Origin of the sequence: Pseudomonas sp. LG1E9 (assembly GCF_003290225.1) — a bacterium.
In the GTDB taxonomy this organism is placed as follows: domain Bacteria; phylum Pseudomonadota; class Gammaproteobacteria; order Pseudomonadales; family Pseudomonadaceae; genus Aquipseudomonas; species Aquipseudomonas cyclaminis.
Genome location: NZ_CP029983.1, coordinates 4,154,520 through 4,171,659, shown reverse-complemented (window position 1 = coordinate 4,171,659; position 17,140 = coordinate 4,154,520). Strand labels below are relative to the sequence as shown.

14 protein-coding genes are annotated in these 17,140 nt (G+C 62.7%); 7 read left to right on the top strand and 7 right to left on the bottom strand.

Annotation, left to right across the window (positions count from 1 at the left end; all coding sequences use genetic code 11):
- Positions 1-183: 183 nt before the first annotated feature.
- The 5 genes from DNK50_RS18865 to DNK50_RS18845 all read left to right on the top strand — a co-directional run bounded on the left by DNK50_RS18865 (position 184) and on the right by DNK50_RS18845 (position 6,670).
- Positions 184-2,697, top strand: coding sequence for a TonB-dependent receptor (locus DNK50_RS18865; protein ID WP_112195756.1), 2,514 nt, complete (start codon positions 184-186; stop codon positions 2,695-2,697).
- A 143-nt stretch (positions 2,698-2,840) separates the two neighbouring features.
- Positions 2,841-4,706, top strand: coding sequence for a phytase (locus tag DNK50_RS18860; protein WP_112195754.1), 1,866 nt, complete (start codon positions 2,841-2,843; stop codon positions 4,704-4,706).
- 46 nt (positions 4,707-4,752) lie between these two features.
- Positions 4,753-5,445 (top strand): protein TolQ, encoded by a 693-nt coding sequence (gene tolQ / locus DNK50_RS18855; protein ID WP_099586881.1) that lies wholly within the window; start codon positions 4,753-4,755, stop codon positions 5,443-5,445.
- Positions 5,446-5,459: 14 nt separating this feature from the next.
- Positions 5,460-5,906 (top strand): protein TolR, encoded by a 447-nt coding sequence (gene tolR / locus DNK50_RS18850; protein ID WP_112195752.1) that lies wholly within the window; start codon positions 5,460-5,462, stop codon positions 5,904-5,906.
- Complete coding sequence (locus DNK50_RS18845; RefSeq protein ID WP_112195750.1) at positions 5,903-6,670, top strand: energy transducer TonB; 768 nt, start codon at positions 5,903-5,905, stop codon at positions 6,668-6,670. Before tolR ends, DNK50_RS18845 begins: the two co-directional genes overlap by 4 nt.
- Positions 6,671-6,907: 237 nt before the next feature.
- Here the strand turns inward: DNK50_RS18845 and DNK50_RS18840 are convergent, their stop codons facing one another.
- From DNK50_RS18840 to DNK50_RS18815, 6 genes are all read right to left on the bottom strand, one after another.
- Positions 6,908-7,855, bottom strand: coding sequence for a D-isomer specific 2-hydroxyacid dehydrogenase family protein (locus tag DNK50_RS18840; protein WP_112195748.1), 948 nt, complete (start codon positions 7,853-7,855; stop codon positions 6,908-6,910).
- Positions 7,852-9,030 (bottom strand): acyl-CoA dehydrogenase family protein, encoded by a 1,179-nt coding sequence (locus DNK50_RS18835; protein ID WP_112195746.1) that lies wholly within the window; start codon positions 9,028-9,030, stop codon positions 7,852-7,854. The genes DNK50_RS18840 and DNK50_RS18835 overlap by 4 nt, the downstream gene beginning before the upstream one ends.
- Entirely contained in the window at positions 9,027-10,370 is a 1,344-nt protein-coding gene (locus DNK50_RS18830; protein ID WP_112195745.1) for an LLM class flavin-dependent oxidoreductase, read from the bottom strand. Before DNK50_RS18830 ends, DNK50_RS18835 begins: the two co-directional genes overlap by 4 nt.
- Positions 10,371-10,381: 11 nt before the next feature.
- The gene (locus tag DNK50_RS18825; RefSeq protein ID WP_112195743.1) at positions 10,382-11,356 is read right to left on the bottom strand and encodes an ABC transporter substrate-binding protein; all 975 of its coding nucleotides are present in this window, start codon (positions 11,354-11,356) and stop codon (positions 10,382-10,384) included.
- A gap of 343 nt (positions 11,357-11,699) precedes the next feature.
- A complete protein-coding gene (locus DNK50_RS18820) occupies positions 11,700-13,283 on the bottom strand; it encodes a rhodanese-related sulfurtransferase (protein ID WP_112195741.1) in 1,584 nt (527 codons plus the stop codon).
- Positions 13,280-13,891: a cysteine dioxygenase gene (locus DNK50_RS18815; protein WP_112195739.1), complete on the bottom strand. Its 612-nt coding sequence runs from the start codon at positions 13,889-13,891 to the stop codon at positions 13,280-13,282. Before DNK50_RS18815 ends, DNK50_RS18820 begins: the two co-directional genes overlap by 4 nt.
- A gap of 213 nt (positions 13,892-14,104) precedes the next feature.
- Here DNK50_RS18815 and DNK50_RS18810 point away from each other — a divergent pair, with 213 nt between their 5' ends.
- Together DNK50_RS18810 and DNK50_RS18805 are read left to right on the top strand one after the other, a co-directional pair.
- Positions 14,105-15,010: a LysR family transcriptional regulator gene (locus DNK50_RS18810; protein WP_099586870.1), complete on the top strand. Its 906-nt coding sequence runs from the start codon at positions 14,105-14,107 to the stop codon at positions 15,008-15,010.
- Between the two features lie 107 nt (positions 15,011-15,117).
- Positions 15,118-15,912 (top strand): class II aldolase/adducin family protein, encoded by a 795-nt coding sequence (locus DNK50_RS18805; RefSeq protein WP_099586869.1) that lies wholly within the window; start codon positions 15,118-15,120, stop codon positions 15,910-15,912.
- Between the two features lie 64 nt (positions 15,913-15,976).
- On the opposite strand, the gene DNK50_RS18800 is transcribed toward DNK50_RS18805, so the two are convergent.
- Positions 15,977-17,059 (bottom strand): LLM class flavin-dependent oxidoreductase, encoded by a 1,083-nt coding sequence (locus DNK50_RS18800; RefSeq protein ID WP_099586868.1) that lies wholly within the window; start codon positions 17,057-17,059, stop codon positions 15,977-15,979.
- Positions 17,060-17,140: the final 81 nt, after the last annotated feature.

The following is a 17,140-nucleotide window of genomic DNA, read 5'->3' as shown; positions in this document are numbered from 1 at the left end:
CCTCCCACATTTGAACTCCACAGGTCATTTCAGCTCATTCCAAGTCGAGAGCCCGGTGAAACCCCCCGGTTTACGGGCCCCGCCGCCAACCCCTGTCACAGAACCGTCATCCCCCACCCCTAGCTTGCCCTCCCAGTTGCCGGGCCACTTGCCTGGCGCCAACGGATTCTTGGGGAGGATTTCATGTACAAGCGCACCGGGCTCGTCAGCTTCACGCTCACCGCCTTGGCCCTGGCGATTGCCAGCGAACGGTTGAATGCGGCCGAGGCCACCACCACCGAGCACGTTGAAGTGGTCGGCCAGGCCGCCGCCATTGATCAGGCGCTCAAAGAGCAGCGCAGCTCTGACAGCATCAAGAGCGTGGTGCATGCCGATGGCGTGGCCCAGTTGCCGGATGAAAACGTCGCCGAAGCGGTACAGCGTTTGCCCGGTATCAGCGTCGAGCGCGACCAGGGCGAAGGCCGTTTTGTCAGCGTGCGTGGCCTTGGCCCGGACCTCAACAGCGTGACCATTAACGGCACCCTGGTGCCCGCCCCGGAAAGCGCACGCCGCGCCGTGGCCCTCGATGTATTGCCGTCGGAACTGGTGCAATCGCTGTCGGTGATCAAGACCCTCACCCCGGACATGGACGCCAACTCCCTCGGCGGCACCGTCGATGTGCAAAGCCTGTCGGCCTTCGACCACAAAGGCCTGTTCTACACCGGCAGTACCGAAGCCAGCTACGACAAGAATACGAGCCAGACCAGCCCCAAATTTTCCGGTGCCGCGAGCAATCGCTTCAGCCTCGGCGACGGCATCGACAACTTCGGCGTCGCTGCGGCCCTGAGCTGGCAGAAGCGCGACTTCGGCTCGGACAACGTCGAAACCGGCGGCGCCTGGGACTTCACCGACGGCGCCAAACTCAACGAGTTTGAACAGCGCGACTACGACATCAGCCGCGAACGCGCCGGCGGTGGCCTGAACTTCGACTACAAGCCCGATGATCTGAGCAGCTACTACCTGCGCACCCTCTACAGCCGCTACAAGGACACCGAGACCCGCAACTCCACCAGCCTCGAATTTGCCGACCCCCAGGCCGCCGGTGAACTGGGCGATGCCGAAGCCAAGCGCAAGCTCAAGAACCGGGAGGAAACCCAGGAAATCCAGTCCTACGTGTTTGGTGGCGAGCGCATGCTTGGCCTATGGACCCTCAGCGGCCAGGCCGGCTACAGCCAGTCCAGCGAAGACAGCCCGGCGCATATCGCCGGGGCCACGTTCGACGGCGGCGACTTTGCCAACAGCGGGTTCTACGACAAGGACAAGCCACGCCCGATCATCGGTGCGGGCTTCTATGACCCCAGCAACTTCACTCTCGACAAGGTCGACTGGGAAAAACAGAACACCAAGGACACCGAGAAAAACCTGCGCCTGGACCTGGCCCGCGACTACGACCTGAGCGGCTACGCCTCCCAAGTCAAATTCGGCGGCAAGGTCAGCCGCCGTAACAAGGACAACGATCTGGAGGCCTGGGTCTACAAGGACTTCGACACCCTCGGCTACACCGCCGACCAGCTCAACCTGACCCAGTTCCAGAAGGGCAGCGTCGACTATCGCCTCGGTAACTACGGCCCCGGCATCAGCGCCAGCAGCATCAAGCAGTTGATCGGCAGCCTCAACGCGGCGGACTTCTATGACGAGACCGAATCCAGGGTCAACGACTTCACCATTCGTGAAGACATCAACGCCGGCTACCTGATGAACACCATCGATATCGACGACTGGCGCTTTATCGCCGGGCTGCGCTACGAGGGCACCGAGTTCGAAGCCAAGGGCACGGGCGCCACCGATGGCGTGTTCACTGCCACCGAGACCAAGCGCCAGTACCACCACTGGTTGCCGGGCCTGCATGCGCGCTACCAGATCGACAAGAACACCCAGGTGCGTGCGGCGTGGACCAAATCCGTGGTGCGCCCGACCTTCGGCCAACTGGCGCCGGGCTTTGTGATCGACGATGACGAAGCCACCTTCGGCAACCCGGACCTCAAGCCCCTGGAGTCGAGCAACCTGGACCTGGGCATCGAGCACTTCATGGGCCGCGCCGGTACCGTGTCGGCGTTCGTGTTCTACAAAGACATCAAGAACTTCGTCTACAACACCGACGTGGCCGGCACCGGCGCCTGGGCCAACTTCTCCGAGGCCCACACCTACGCCAACGGCGACAGCGCCAAGCTCTACGGCCTGGAACTGGCCTATTCGCAGAAATTCGACTGGCTGCCCGCGCCGTGGAACGGTCTGCTGATCGGTGCCAACAGCACCTTCAGCCGTTCCAGTGCGGATATCGAAGGCTTCGACGCCGCCAGCGGCACGAATCGCAAACGCAACATCAGCCTGCCCAATCAGTCGGACACCGTCGGCAACCTGATGCTCGGCTGGGAAGACGACAAACTCAGCCTGCGCCTGTCGGCCAACTACAAGTCGGCCTACCTCTATGAGTTGGCCTCGATCAACGACAAAGCCCATGACCTGCATGTGGATGCGCAGACCTTCGTCGATTTCAGTGCGCGTTACTCGCTGACCAAGAACCTGCAAGTCAGCTTCGAGGCCCAGAACCTCACGGACGAGTCGTACTTCGTCTACACCGGCCACCGCAGCTACAACGGCCAGTACGAAGAGTACGGCCCGACCTACAAAGTGGGCCTGACGTTCACCCACTTTTGAATCCAACCACTTTCCAAATGTGGGAGGGGGCTTGCCCCCGATAGCGGTGGATCAGTGAAAGATTGATCAACTGACACACCCTCATCGGGGGCAAGCCCCCTCCCACATTGGATCTCCACTGTTTTCGAAGGATTTACTTGTTCATGAGAATTTCCAAGCTGTACTTGCTGATCGCCCTGATCACCAGCGGCACTGCATTCGCCACCGATCTGGCCCTGAGCCCGTGGGCGCCGTCCTTGAACGCCGAAGCCGTGGCCTTCCTGCCCACTGGCGCCGAACGCCTGGCCGCCAGCACCCGCGACGGCCTGCAACTGCTCGACGCCAAAGGCACTGAACTGACCCGCTTCAAGGGCCACTTCAGCAGCCTCGATACCCGCGCTGGCGGTGCCCAAATCCTGGTCGCCAGCCTCGACAATGATCGGCAACAAGCGCTGCTGATCAACCTCGATCCCGCCAGCAAGACCTGGGGCAAGCCGCTGTACCTGCCGCCCCGCGATTACCCGGTGAACGGCCTGTGCCTGTACCGCGATTCGGCGGCCAACCTGTTTGTGTTTCTGGTCGGCGAAGAGGGCAAGGGCGAGCAATGGCTGGTGGGCAATGGCTCGACACTGCTAACCGAACCCCAGCGCGTGCGCGGGATCCCGTTGCCGCCGTCGGCGCAGTTCTGCCAGGTCGATGACGCTTCCAATCAGTTGGTGGTGAATGAAGAAAATGTCGGCTGGTGGGCCTACCCCGCGCACCCGGAAGCAGACGTGAAACGCACGCCGGTGGCCGTGTTCGACGATCCGAAGCGTGAAGCCGGCGCCATCGCACTGGTACCGGGCGGCCTGGTTGCGTTGGACCCGAAAACCGCACAGCTGCATCTGTTCCAACAGACCGGCGAACGTTGGGTCGAGCAATCGAGCCTGCGCCTGCCAGGTTTGAAAGAACCGGAACAATTGAGCGTCAACGGCCAGCAACTGCTGGTACGCGACGACGACAGCGGCAAGCTCTACCAGGGCAAACTCAACTGGCAGGCCAAACCGGTAGCAGCCGAGCCGGCGCTGCCGCAAGTCGCCGCCGTGCGTCAAACCGACCCGGTCGGCCGCCAGGGCGATGCGGCGGATGACCCGGCGATCTGGATTCACCCTGAGCAACCGTCGAAAAGCCGCGTGCTCGGCACCAACAAAAAACAGGGCCTGCTGGCTTACGACCTCGACGGCAAGCTGTTGCAGGAACTGGCAGTCGGGCGCCTGAACAACGTCGATGTGCGCCCCAACTTCAAGCTGGGCGCGCAGACCGTCGACCTCGCCGTCGCCAGCAATCGTGATCACAACAGCCTCAGCCTGTTCAGCATCGACCGCCAGAGCGGCGAGTTGCGCGAGGCCGGTGAAGTGCCCACGCCGCTCAAGGACATCTACGGCATCTGCCTGTACCAGCCCGCCAGCGGCGAGATCTATGCCATCGCCAACGGCAAGGACGGCACCTTTCTGCAATACCTTCTCAGCGCCCCGGACGGCCGCGTGCAGGGTGAGTTGGTGCGCCAGTTCAAGGTCGACAGCCAACCCGAAGGCTGTGTGGCCGACGATCAGCGCCAGCGCCTGTTTATTGGTGAGGAGGACGTGGGCGTCTGGGCGGTGGACGCCCGCGCTGATCAACCGGCCATGCTCACCAGCGTGATCAAGGTCGGCCCGCAACTGCATGCGGATGTCGAAGGCCTGGCGCTGTACCAGAGCAATAAACGCGACTACCTGGTGATCTCCAGCCAAGGCAACGACAGCTACCTGGTGGTGGATGCCGAGCCGCCATTCGCCATTCACGGCGGGTTTCGTGTCGGTCTGAATGCCGCCGCCGGTATTGACGGCGCCTCGGAAACCGATGGCCTTGAAGTCACCGCGATCAACCTTGGCGGGCCGTGGAGCCAAGGCATGCTGGTGGTGCAGGACGGGCGCAAGCGCATGCCGGAGCAAACCCAGAACTTCAAATTCGTACCGTGGGCCGACGTGACCCGCGCGCTGAAGTTGCCGTGAACCGTCATCACCCGGTCATCACTTTTTAATCGAATAGGACATCACCATGCACGCGACGATGGAACATATGACGATCTGGGGCCTTATCAGTGACGCCAGCCTGTTGGTCAAGGCGGTCATGATCACTTTACTGCTGGCGTCGCTGCTCAGTTGGTACCTGATCATCCAGCGCGGCAGCGTCCTGCGCCGCCTGGAGCGCCAGTTGAACGGCTTTGTGCAGCGCTTTCGCGCGGCCCCCGACTTACAACCGCTGTACCGCGAAACCGTGCAGGCAGGCGAGGGCGGGATTGCGCCGATCTTTATCGCCGGCGTCCAGGAATACCAGCACTTGCACAGCCATGACCCGGCGGTGCTCGAAGGGGTTGAGCGTGCCTTGCAGGTGGCGATCACCGAGCAGGAAATCGAGTTGGAAAAGGGCCTGCAGTTTCTCGCGACCGTGGGTTCGGTCAGCCCGTATATCGGTTTGTTTGGCACCGTGTGGGGGATCATGAATTCCTTTATCGGCTTGTCCCAGGTGCAACAGGCCACGCTGTCGACGGTGGCGCCGGGTATTGCCGAAGCGCTGATCGCCACGGCCATCGGCCTGTTTGCAGCCATCCCGGCGGTGATCGCCTACAACCGCTTCGCCGCACGCGGCCAGACCTTGCTCACTCGCTACTACGCCTTCGGCAACGAACTGCAAGTGCGCCTGCACCGTACCCTGCGCGGCGCGCCGATCAACCTGGCCGTGGCGGCCTGAACAGGAGCATTCCGATGTTAGTCAGGCCGCAACGCAAACACGGGCCCAAGGCCGAAATGAACGTGGTGCCGTACATCGATGTGATGCTGGTGCTGCTGGTGATCTTCATGGTGACCGCGCCGATGCTGACCCAGGGCGTGAAGATCGACCTGCCCAAGGTCGCCGCCGAGGCGCTGGCCACCGATACCCGCCAGCAGATCCTGACGCTGTCGGTAAAAGCCGACGGCGGCTACTACTGGAACCTTGGCGGCGAGCTCGACACCCGCCACCAGACCGACAGCGCCGTAAGCCTGGACGAAATGGGCGCCAAGGTCATGCAGGTGGTAGCGGCGCGCAGTGACACCCAGGTGTATATCCGCGCCGACGACAATGCCGGCTACGGCAGTGTGGTCGCTGCCATGGCGGTGTTGCAAAAAGGCGGTGTGAGCAACCTGGGGCTGGTGACCGAGGCCCCGCAATGACGGCGATGATCATGCACAGTCCACAGCTTGCGATGGAACCCAGGGATACGTCCGGCGTGTGGCGCAACAGCCTCGCCGCCAGCCTGGCGGTGGCGCTGCACGCGGGCGTGCTGGCGGCGTTGATGGTGGGTTGGTCGACGCAAAAGCCGCTGGTGGAGGCGCCTCGGGTGATGCACACCCAGTTGGTCATGCTGCCGCCTGCGCCTGCGCCGGTGCCAGAACCGGTGGCCGTTGCACCCGCGCCGCCAGAGCCGGTAGTGGTCCCGGCGCCGGTCAAGCCTGCGGTGGACCCACAAATCCAGGCACAAAAGCTGGAGAAAGCCGCCTTGGCGCGTAAACGTGTCGAAGAAAAGAAGGTCGAGCAACAACAGGAACGCCTGGCGAGCGAGCAACGCAACCGCGAGCTGGAACAGCAACGCGTGGCCCAAGAGCGCCAGGCCGCCGAAAAAGCCCGCGTCGCAACACCCACCCCAGCAGCGGCACCGGCTTTTGACAGCCGCCAATACCAGCCCCTGAGCAAGGAAGCACCGGACTACCCCGAGCGCGCCCTGGACAAGAACATCGAAGGCGATTGCACCCTGGAGTACAGCGTCAACACCCAGGGCCGCGTGGAAAATCCCAGGGTGCTGGACGGCTGCCATCCGTTGTTCATGCGGCCGTCATTGACGGCGGCGAACACCTTCCGCTATCAGCCCAGGATCGTTGATGGCAAGGCTGTTGCGGTGCCGGCGGTGCGCAACACGTTCCACTACCGCATCAAATAACACCGGGGTGGCAATGCTGCGGTTGTGGTGATCGGGCTTTTGTGGTGAGCAGGTTGTTAGGGTGATGGGGCTTTTGTGGTGAGCGGGCTTGCCCGCGCAGGGCTGCGAAGCGGCCCCAAAACCGGCCAATGGGTTATGACTGAAAAAACGCGGAGCCTGGATTGGGGCTGCTTCGCAGCCCTGCGCGGGGCAAGCCCGCTCACCACAACAAGCCCCCTCCCACATTTTTAAACTGCGTCAGGCGTTAACGAGATTTGCCAGTTCGGTACCCGAAATGTAGCGCTCCAGATTCGCCAAAAACGTATCGGCAATTTCATTGCGGCTGTTGGTCGAGATCGCCGACGTATGCGGCGACAACCTCACCCTTGGATGGCTGTACAACGGGTGCCCATCCGGCAACGGTTCCGGCTCGGTCACGTCCAGCGATGCCAGGCCGATCTGCCCGTTGTCCAGTGCTTCCAGCAGCGCCTCCTGATCAAGCAGGCCACCCCGCGCAATGTTGATTAAATGCAGCCCCGGCTTGGCGCTGCCCAACACGTCGCGGTCGACGATGTTGCGCGTCGCATCGGTCAGCGGCGCCGCCAGCACCAGGTGGTCGGCGCGGGCGAACAGGTCGTGGATGTCCCTTGCCGCTTCAACCCCGTCGACCCCGAACGGCGTCGGGCTCTGGCGCAGCGCCACCACGTTGATCCCCAATGCGTGGGCCTTCTGCGCCAGGCTTTCACCAATCGCACCAAAGCCGAGGATGCCCAAAGTGGTGCCCTTGAGTGGACGCAGCGCGGTGAAATTCCACTGTGAGTCTTTCACCCAGATGTCCGGCAAGTGCTTGGACGCGGCAAAGATCGCCGCCAGGGCGAACTCGGCGAGGTTGTCGGCGGCGCTGCCACGGGAGGTCGTCACCGGCGGGCCATTGAACAGCCACTGCGGGTAGAAATCGATCCCCGACGACACCAGGTGCACCCATTTCGCGGCGTACGGCCAGCCTGGGGGCGGGGTGTCCGGGGAGGTGTAGCCGCGCACATTGATCGGGCGCAGCAGCAGGATGTTCGCGTGGGGCGGCAGGTCGCTGGGGACGCCGATGGGGACGTCGATCACCTGGGCGTCGGGGTGCAGCGGCGCCAGGCGTTCGCGGATCACTTGATTGAAATCTTCGCCCAGTTGGCTGGCGATAATCACCTGAGTCATGTGCGTTCCTTCTGGCGTTGGGCGAACACGGCCTTGCCGACACCTTGCAGCACGGCGTCGTTCTGCGGGGTGTGGACGCGGCTGCACAGCACGTCGCGGTAGTGCCGTTGCAGGGGGCTGTGGCGTGACAGGCCGGGGTTGCCCGAGGCTTCGATGGCCAGCTCTACCGCACGGATGGCGTTGTTGGTGACCAGGTACTTCAACTGTGCGGCATTGGCCGCCGGGGTGTGGCCGTCGGCGGCGGCGTCGAGCAGGCTGCGGTTGGCAAACAGCAGGGTGTCGATATGCCCGACGGTTTCCTGGAAGCGCGGCAAGGTCGACAACGCGGCGCCGAGGTTGGAGGGCTGGCGCGCTTGCAGCCAATTCACCAGCCAGTCCCGCGCGGCCTGGGCCACGGCGTCGTACACCGACGACAGCAACACCGCCATCCACAGGAATCCGTCGGCGTCCAGCTCCGGCTGCGGTGCGCTCCAGGGGCTGACACTGACGGCGTGGTCCAGCGGCACCAGCACGTTGTCGAGTACCACTTCGTGACTGCAGGTGGCACGCATGCCCAGGTGATCCCAGGTGTCGATAATGGTCACGCCGGGGCTGTCCTTGGGCACCAGCCACGCGCCCACCAGCGGGTCGGCGTCATCACTGCGCGCCCACACGCTGAACCAGCTCAGGCCGTGGCTGCCGGTGGAGTAGAGCTTGCGCCCGCTGATGCGCCAGCCTTCGGCGGTGCGCACGGCGGTGGTCGCCGGCAGGCCGCCACGGGCCGGGGTACCGAGGTCGGGCTCGACGCGCAGGGCGTTGATCAGCGCGCCGTTGCGCACCGCGTCTTCGGCGACTTTCACACGCAGATGCGGGGGCCAGGTTTTGCTGTCTTGCAGGCGTGTGTGTTGCAGGTATTGCATCACCAGGATCAGCGCAGTGGACGGCTCGCCCTTGGCAATCGCACTGATCGCCTTGCGCGCCTGGGCCAGGCTGGCACCGCCGCCGCCCAGGGCCTTGGGCACGGTGAGGGCGACCAGGCCGTGTTCCTGCAATCGTTGGAAGTTGGCGTGGGGGAAGGCGCCGCTGTCGTCGTACTGCGGCGCAGTACTGGCCAGCTCGGTGGTGAGGCGTTCGAGCAGGGCTTCGAAGTTGGCGACTTCCACGGAGCGTAGGCGACCGTTGAGGGATTCGCTCATGCCAGCGCCTCTTGCGGTTCTTCCACCTCGACGCTGTAACGGTTGGCCGGCACGCCCAGGCCCAGGTTATCGCGCAGGGTGTGGCCGCTGTACTCGGTGCGGAACAGCCCGCGCTGTTGCAGCACCGGTACCACCAGCTCGGTGAAGAACTGCAAGCCATCCGGCAGCACCGAGTTGACGATGAAGCCATCGCTGGCGCCGGTCTCGAACCAGGTCTGGATCGCATCGGCGACCTGCTCCGGGGTGCCGACAAAATCCCGCTTGGGCCGCGAGAAGCGCAGGGCCACTTCGCGCAGGGTCAAGCCCTCGTCGCGGGCCAGTTGCTTGATGCGGTCGGAGCCGCCTTTCTGGCTGTTGGAGCCCAGGTCGCCGAGTTCCGGGAAGAGCTCGTCCAGCGGGTATTGACTGAAATCGTGGTCGTTGAACGGGCGACCGAGGGCGACGATGGCGTCTTCCACGGTGACCAAGTCCACGGCTTGCTGGTAGCGGCTTTCCACTTCGGCGGCATCGCGCCCGACAATCGGGCGGATGCCCGGCAGGATCGACAGGCTGTCGGCATCGCGGCCAAAGCCTTTGGCCCGACGTTTGAGGTCCTGGGAGTAGGCCAGGCCTTCTTCGATGCTTTCCACATGCACAAAGATCGCATCGGCATGTTCGGCGGCGAAGTTACGCCCGTCTTCCGAGGTGCCGGCCTGGAAAATCGCCGGCTGGCCCTGGCGTGAACGCGCAATGTTGAGCGGCCCCTTGACCGAGAAAAACTCGCCCTTGTGGTTCAGCGCATGCAGCTTGTCCGGGCTGAAAAACTCGCCGCTTTGCTTGTTGTAAGCAAAGGCATCGTCCTCCCAGGAGTCCCACAGGCCCTTGACCACGTTCAGGTGTTCCTTGGCGATGCGGTAGCGCACGGCATGCGGCGGATGCTCGGCCTTGCCGAAGTTGTCGGCGGTGCCGCTCAGCCACGAAGTGACCACGTTCCAGCCGGCGCGACCGCCGCTGATATGGTCCAGGGACGCAAACTGACGCGCCACTTGGTAGGGCTCGGTGTAACTGACGGTCACCGTGGCGACCAGGCCGATATGGGTGGTCAGGGCCGCGAGGGCTGAAAGGATCGTCAGCGGCTCGAAACGGTTGAGGTAATGGGGGCTGGATTTGGCGTGGATATGCAGGCTGTCGGCGATGAACACGAAGTCGAATCTGGCGGCTTCGGCCAGTTCAGTCTGCTGCTTGTAGAAGCCGAAATCGGTACTGGCATTCGGTAGGGCCTGCGGGTGGCGCCATTCGCCCCAGCCGTGACCGACACCGTGGACCATTGCTCCCAATTTCAAATGACGTGGCTTGCTCATGTTCTGCTCCTTCAGCGCGAGGCTTGGTTGTTGGGTGCACGCTTGGCGTTAAAGCTCTTGTCGAAGCCCTGGGACACGTCGATGTGTTTGGTCAGCAGGCCTTCTTTTTGATAGGTGTCGGCGGTGGCTTGCAGGCCACTGATCACGCTGTCATCGATCAACACCGGGCTCAGGCGGGTTTCCTTGGCCACGGCCACATGCACCGCCAGTGGCAGGCCGGTGATTCTGGTCTGGGCGGCGGCGTATTCGTCGGGGTGCGTATTGGCCCAGGCGTAGGCGCGGTCGACACGGGCGACAAAGTCGTCGAGTTGTGTGCGTTTGTCGGCGATGGCCTGGCTGGTCGCCGCGAGATACAGGTGGTTGCTCAGCAGCGTGTTGCCGCTGGCGATGATTCGCGCCTGGCTTTGGGAGGTGACCACCGTGGTGTAAGGGTCCCAGGTCGCCCAGGCGTCAGCGGTGCCGTTGTCCAGCACCAGACGCGATTCGGCAGGCAGCAGGAAGATGAACTGCACATCCTGGCTGGTCAGACCGGCAGTCGCCAATGCCTTGATCGCCAGGTAATGCCCGATGGAGCCGCGGCCGGTGACGATTTTCTTGCCCTTGAGGTCGGCTGCCGTCTTGATCGGCGAGTCCTTGGGCACCAGCAGTGCGGTGGTATTGCGCCCTTCGGCGTGGATGATGCTGACCACTTTGAGCGACGCCCCGGCACCCAGCGCGAACACATAGGGCGCGTCGCCCAAGGCCCCGATATCCACCGCGCCGGCATTCAGGGCTTCGCCGAGGGGCGAGGCGGACGGGAACTCCGACCACTGGATGGTGTAGGGCACGTCTTTGGTTTCGCCGGAGGCTTCGAGCAGGGCCTTGATCGTCGATTTTTGATTGGCCACCCGCAGTGGTTGCAGGTCGGCGGCTTGGGCGGTGGTGGCGAGGCCAAGGGCCAGGGCGGTGCTCAGGAGCAGGTGTTTGAAAGGGTTGGTAAAGACCATGGGATGCTGGCTCCAGGCAGATCGTGAAAGGGTTCGGTTACCTCCGCCTGGAGAAGGGGTCGGTGAGGACTTCACGTTATTCTCATAAAAACCTGCTGTGAAAGTCTTTTTGGTTATATGTTAATTATTAAAATAATTGATTATGTATTGATTGATTATTCTCTAATTGCATTTGATTTCGGCCTCCCGGAATACGCCGCAGATTGCTCAAGGTAGATACGGTCCATGTGGGAGGGGGCTTGCCCCCGATAACGGTGTGTCAATATCAGATGGACTGACTGACACGCCGCAATCGGGGGCAAGCCCCCTCCCACAGAGACCTGTGCTGGACTTGGAAAAGTGATCAGATCACATAGAACCCATGCGTACCGTCGCGGGCCAGTTGGTCCACCAGCCCAAACTCCCAATCCAGATACGCCTGCATGGCTTCCTTGGGGTTGTCGGTGCCTTCATAGGGTCGGCGGTAGCGGTCGATGCGCGGGGAGGCCAGGTGGGTTTCGCCTTCTTCCAGGGGCAGTTGCGCGTTGATCCAGCCCGCGGTGCCGTCTTGCAGCAGGAACACTTGCCTGCCGGTAATGGCTTCGACTTCGGCCACCGCCAGGCGCGCCAGTTGGCTGCTGCCGCAGGTCAGCACATAGCGCTCGGCGGTCGGTACTTTTGCGAGGGCGTCGGGCAGTTGTGCACGCAGGGCCCACCAGGCGCCGGGGATGTGGCGTTTGACGTAGTTGGCGCTGGCGGTGAAGTCCAGCACCAGGGTGTCGCCGTGGGCCAGCCAGTCGGCGAGGGTGTGGGGGCTGATCAGTTCGGCCTGGGGCGGCGTGGGCACCGGGGCGACCCAGGCGCCTTTTTCGCTGAAGTGCGCCGTCTGCAGGTCGTCCAGTACGTGCACCTCCCAGCCCAGTTGGGCAAGCCAGGACGCGGACATATTGGCGCGCACGCCGTCGTCATCGGCCAGCACCAGCCGTGCGCCACGCACACTGGCCACGTGATCGGTTTCCTGGACCAATTGGCCGCCCGGCGTGGAGCGTGCGCCGGGCAGGTGGCCGGCGTCGAATTCTTCCGGGGTGCGCACATCGAACAGGTAGGTGGTGCGGCTCGGCTCCTGCTGCCAGCGTTGCAGGTCGCCGAGGGTGGCGCGGCCGACGCGGGCCTTGTCGGCGACGCGGCGGGCGTCCTGGGCAGCGATGTGGCGGTGTTCTTCCGACGTCGGCGCAAAGCGGCGCGACTGGTCATGGGCGAGCTTCTGACCGGCCAGGGTCCAGCCGATGGTGCCGTTGCGCAGCGCCGACACCGGGTTGGCCACGCCCGCGTTGATCAGCGACTGGGTGCCGATGATGCTGCGGGTGCGCCCGGCGCAGTTGACGATGATGCGCGTGGCCGGGTCCGGCGCCAGTTCACGGGCGCGCAGCACCAGTTCGGCACCGGGCACGCTGATGCTGGTGGGGATGCTCATGGTCTGGTATTCGTCGAAACGGCGGGCGTCGAGCACCACCACGTCTGCCTGGCTGTCGAGCAGGGCCTGCACTTCTTCGGCGGCCAGGGACGGCGTGTGCCGCTCACTCTCTACCAACTCGCCAAAGGCCTTGCTCGGCACGTTCACGTCGATAAACAACTCGCCGCCGGCGCTGCGCCAACCGTCGAGGCCGCCGTCGAGCAGGCTGACCTGGGTGTAGCCCAATGCAGCCAGGCGCTCGGCGGCGCGCACGGCCAGCCCTTCACCGTTGTCGTAGACGGTGACCTGGGTATCGCGCCGTGGGATGCGCGCAAACACCTCCAGTTCCAGTTTGGACAGCGGGATATTCGCGGCGAACAACGGGTGGGATTCAGCAAACGGCGCTTCTTCGCGCACGTCGATCAGGGCGACTTCCGCATGGTCCAACAGGGCCTGGCGAATCTGCGCGAAACTGCGGGTCGGTACGGTGCTCATAGGGCAGGGCTCTTTTCTTTGGACAAATCCCAGATCTTCGGGAGGTAGGCGTTGGAATAACCGGAGATAAACAGTTTCTCGCTGCCGTCAGGCTGGTACACCGCGCGGCGTACCGCGCCGATATTGGCGCCGTACACGTGAATGCTGATGGACACTTGGTCGCTGTGGGCGTTGCTCACCTGATGGATATCGCCGACCTTGGGCGACACCGCCTCGACCTGGCCTGGCAGCAGCTCAATGGGCTTGCCTTCGGCGACCAGGCTGCCGTCGGGGGCGCGTTCAAAACCTTGGGAAAACTCCGCGCCGCGCAACATGCCGATCAGCCCCCATACCCGGTGGTCATGAATCGGCGTGGTTTGCCCCGGTCCCCATACAAAACTGACAATGCTGAAGCGCTGGCGCGAATCGGCATGCAGCAGGAACTGCTGGTAACGCTCCGGGTTGGGTTGGGCGAATTCATCGGGGAGCCAGTCATCATGGCTGACCAGTTGCGCGAGCAGCTTGCCGCCACGGTGCAGCAGGTCACCTTCACGGGGATTGCCGTCGATCAGTTCCGCCAGGGCGCCAATAAAGGCTCTGAGTCTCTCGGGGTGTCGGGCCTGGGTCATGACAATTCCATCAGTCGGTGTTGATGGGTTTATCTAAGCATAATGTTTATAGTTAATATGCTATTTTTTAATGATTAGCTTATAGCTGAAGGTAATTTAGAACCGGTCTGAATAGCGTTAGACGTTATCGATCACAGCCTGGGCTATTCAGATAACGTTCCTGCAACTATGCTTCGCACACATCTTAATGACTGTTCTCTATGTGCGGCCCAAATGAAAATTGACGATATCGATGCCTTTGTCGAAGTGATTCGTTGCCAGTCCATCAGCCATGCCGCCGAGTCGTTGCAACTGACCCAGCCGGCCATTACCCGCCGCGTGCAGAACTTCGAGCAGGCGCTGGGGGTAGAGCTGTTCGACCGCAACACCAAACCCCTCAAGCCGACGCTGATCGGCACCCGCGTGTATGAACAATGCCGGTTGATCCTGCGCGAGATGGATGCGTTGCGTGAACTGGTCGCCACCGACGCTCCCCCCACTGGCGTACTGCGCCTGGGCGTACCGCAGACCATCGGTGATGTGGTGCTGCTGGACGCGCTGAAGCTGCTGCGCAGCGAGTACCCCGAGCTGCGCGCCCAGGTCGCGACCGGCTGGGGCAGCCAGTTGGTTGGCAAGATCGAACGCGGCGAGCTGGATGCGGCGGCGGCGTTGTTCCCGGCGGGCAAGATATTCCCGGACAACATCGTTGGCGAGTCCATCGGCAAGATGGAACTGGTGGTGGTGTGCGCCAAGGCGCAGTTGCCGAAGAAGCCGTGCAAGCTCGCGGATGTGTACCAGAATGGTTGGATCCTCAATCCGGACGGCTGCGGGTTCCGCGCTGGCCTGCAGCGCACCTTGTCTGACCAGGGCTTGGCGCTGCGGGTCAACCTGGAGACGTTCGGCACTGAGTTGCAATTGGGATTGGTCGCCGATGGGTTGGGCTTGGGCCTGGTGCCGCGCCCGCTGCTGGAACGCAGTGCGCACCGTGAGCAACTGGCGGTGATGCCGCTCAAGGACTTCAAGCCGGTGATGGATTTGTGGCTGATCTATCCGCACTTCCTGGGCAACCTGCAGGGGCCGGTGGATGCGTTTGGCAAGTGGGTGGCTGCGTCGTTGCACAAGATTCGAGACGCCGCTTGATATGAAAAAAAATAATAATTAGCTTAGATTAAAATGTGCTTTTTATTATTTTTGAGCATCCCCTAGGCTTGCCTGGAAGTCTTTAAGGCCATCCAGGAAGTTTTGCCATGAGCAGCGTCACCTCGATTTCCAGCGTTTCCAACAACGTTCGTCAACGCGTCACGCCAGAAGAGTGGGACGTGCGCGTCAAACTGGCCGCCGCCTACCGCCTGGCGGCCTTGTACAAGTGGACTGACCATATCTACACCCACTTCTCCGCCCGTGTACCGGGCCCGGAGGAGCATTTCCTGATCAATGCCTTTGGCCTGTTGTTCGATGAAATCAACGCTTCCAACCTGGTCAAGGTCGACCTCGACGGCACCATCGTCGACGATCCTACCGGCCTCGGTATCAACTACGCCGGTTACGTGATCCACAGCGCCATCCACGGCGCACGCCATGATCTGCAAGCGGTGTTGCACACTCATACTCGCGACGGTATTGCGGTGTCGGCGCAGAAGGACGGCCTGTTGCCGATTTCCCAGCACTCCATCGCCTTTTCCGGGCGTGTGGCGTACCACGGCTACGAAGGCATCGCCCTCGACCTGGACGAGCGCGAGCGGCTGGTGGCGGATTTGGGCGACAAGAGTGTGATGATCTTGCGTAACCATGGGCTGTTGACGGCGGGCATCAGCGTCGAACATGCCTTCCAGCAACTGCAAGGGTTGGAGCGCGCGTGCAATATCCAGATTGCGGCGCAGGCGGCGGGGAATGCGGAGTTGGTCTTTCCGCCACAGGAGGTGGTGGCGAAGGTAGAAGAGCAGGCCAAGGCGCATAGCAGCGGTGAAGGCCCGGGCGTGGCGCGGCATTGGAATGCATTGATTCGGCAGTTGGAGCGTACGGATACCGACTACAAGAACTGATCCCGAGCCAAATGAAGAATGTGGGAGCAAGCCTCCTCCCACATTGGTTTTGTAGTGTTCCCGCTTACGCGACCTGTTTGGCCTGTTCGCGTTCAGCAATCAGTTGGCGGGTGAGGGGGATCAATTGCTTGCCGTACTCAATCGCATCATTGAGCGGATCAAACCCACGGATCAGGAACGTGGTGATACCCAGGTCGTAATAATCCACTAACGCTTCTGCCACCTGTTCGGCGGTGCCCACCAACGACGTGGAGTTACCCTGCGCGCCCAGCAACCCCGCAATGCCTGTCCACAAACGCTTATCCAACCTTGAGCCTTGCGCCGCTGCCGCGAGCAACCGGCGCGAGCCTTCATTCGGCGGTTCGCGGCGTACAAAACCGTTCTGTTCGGCCAGTGCCGTGGCTTGCTGCAAGATACTGTCAGCACGCGCCCACGCCAGTTCTTCGGTCTCGGCGAGGATCGGTCGCAGCGACAGGCTGAAGCGAATCGTGCGGCCATGTTTGGCCGCTTCGGCCCGAACCTGGGTCACGGTCTCGCGCACTTGCTCGTAGGTTTCGCCCCACAGTGCGTACACGTCGGCATGCTTGCCGGCCACTTCAATCGCGGCCTTGGAAGAACCCCCAAAGTACAGCGGAATATGCGGCTGCTGCGGCGACTTCACGCTGGAGTGCGCGCCTTCGACCTGATAGTAGGTGCCGGCGAAATCGAAGGGCTGTTCGCGGGTCCATTCCTGGCGCACTACGCTCAGGTACTCGTCGGTGCGTGCGTAGCGTTCGTCCTTGCCAATGTGGCTGCCATCGGCGCGCAGTTCGCGGTCGTCGCCACCGGTGATGATATGCACGGCGGTGCGCCCGCCGTTGAACACATCCAGGGTGGCGAACTGGCGCGCTGCGAGGGTGGGCTGGGCGAAACCGGGGCGGTGGGCGATCAGGAATTGCAGCTTTTCAGTGACGCTGGCCGCATGGGAGGCGATCAGCGTGCTGTCCGGGCTGTTGGAATGGAAGGCCACCAGAGCGCGGTCGAAACCGGCCTCTTCGTGGGCGCGGGCCACGGTTTCCACGTAGTCCGGTTGCAGGGTCGGACCGCTGCGTGGGTGGATTTCGGATGCATGGTGGCCGCCGATATAGCCGATGAATTCGATGCTCATGGTCTGTCCTTGTCGAGTAGGGAGTGTGTACCTCCGCCGGGCAGGGGGTCGGTCATGCTCGTCCAAGGTAGGGGGCGCGAC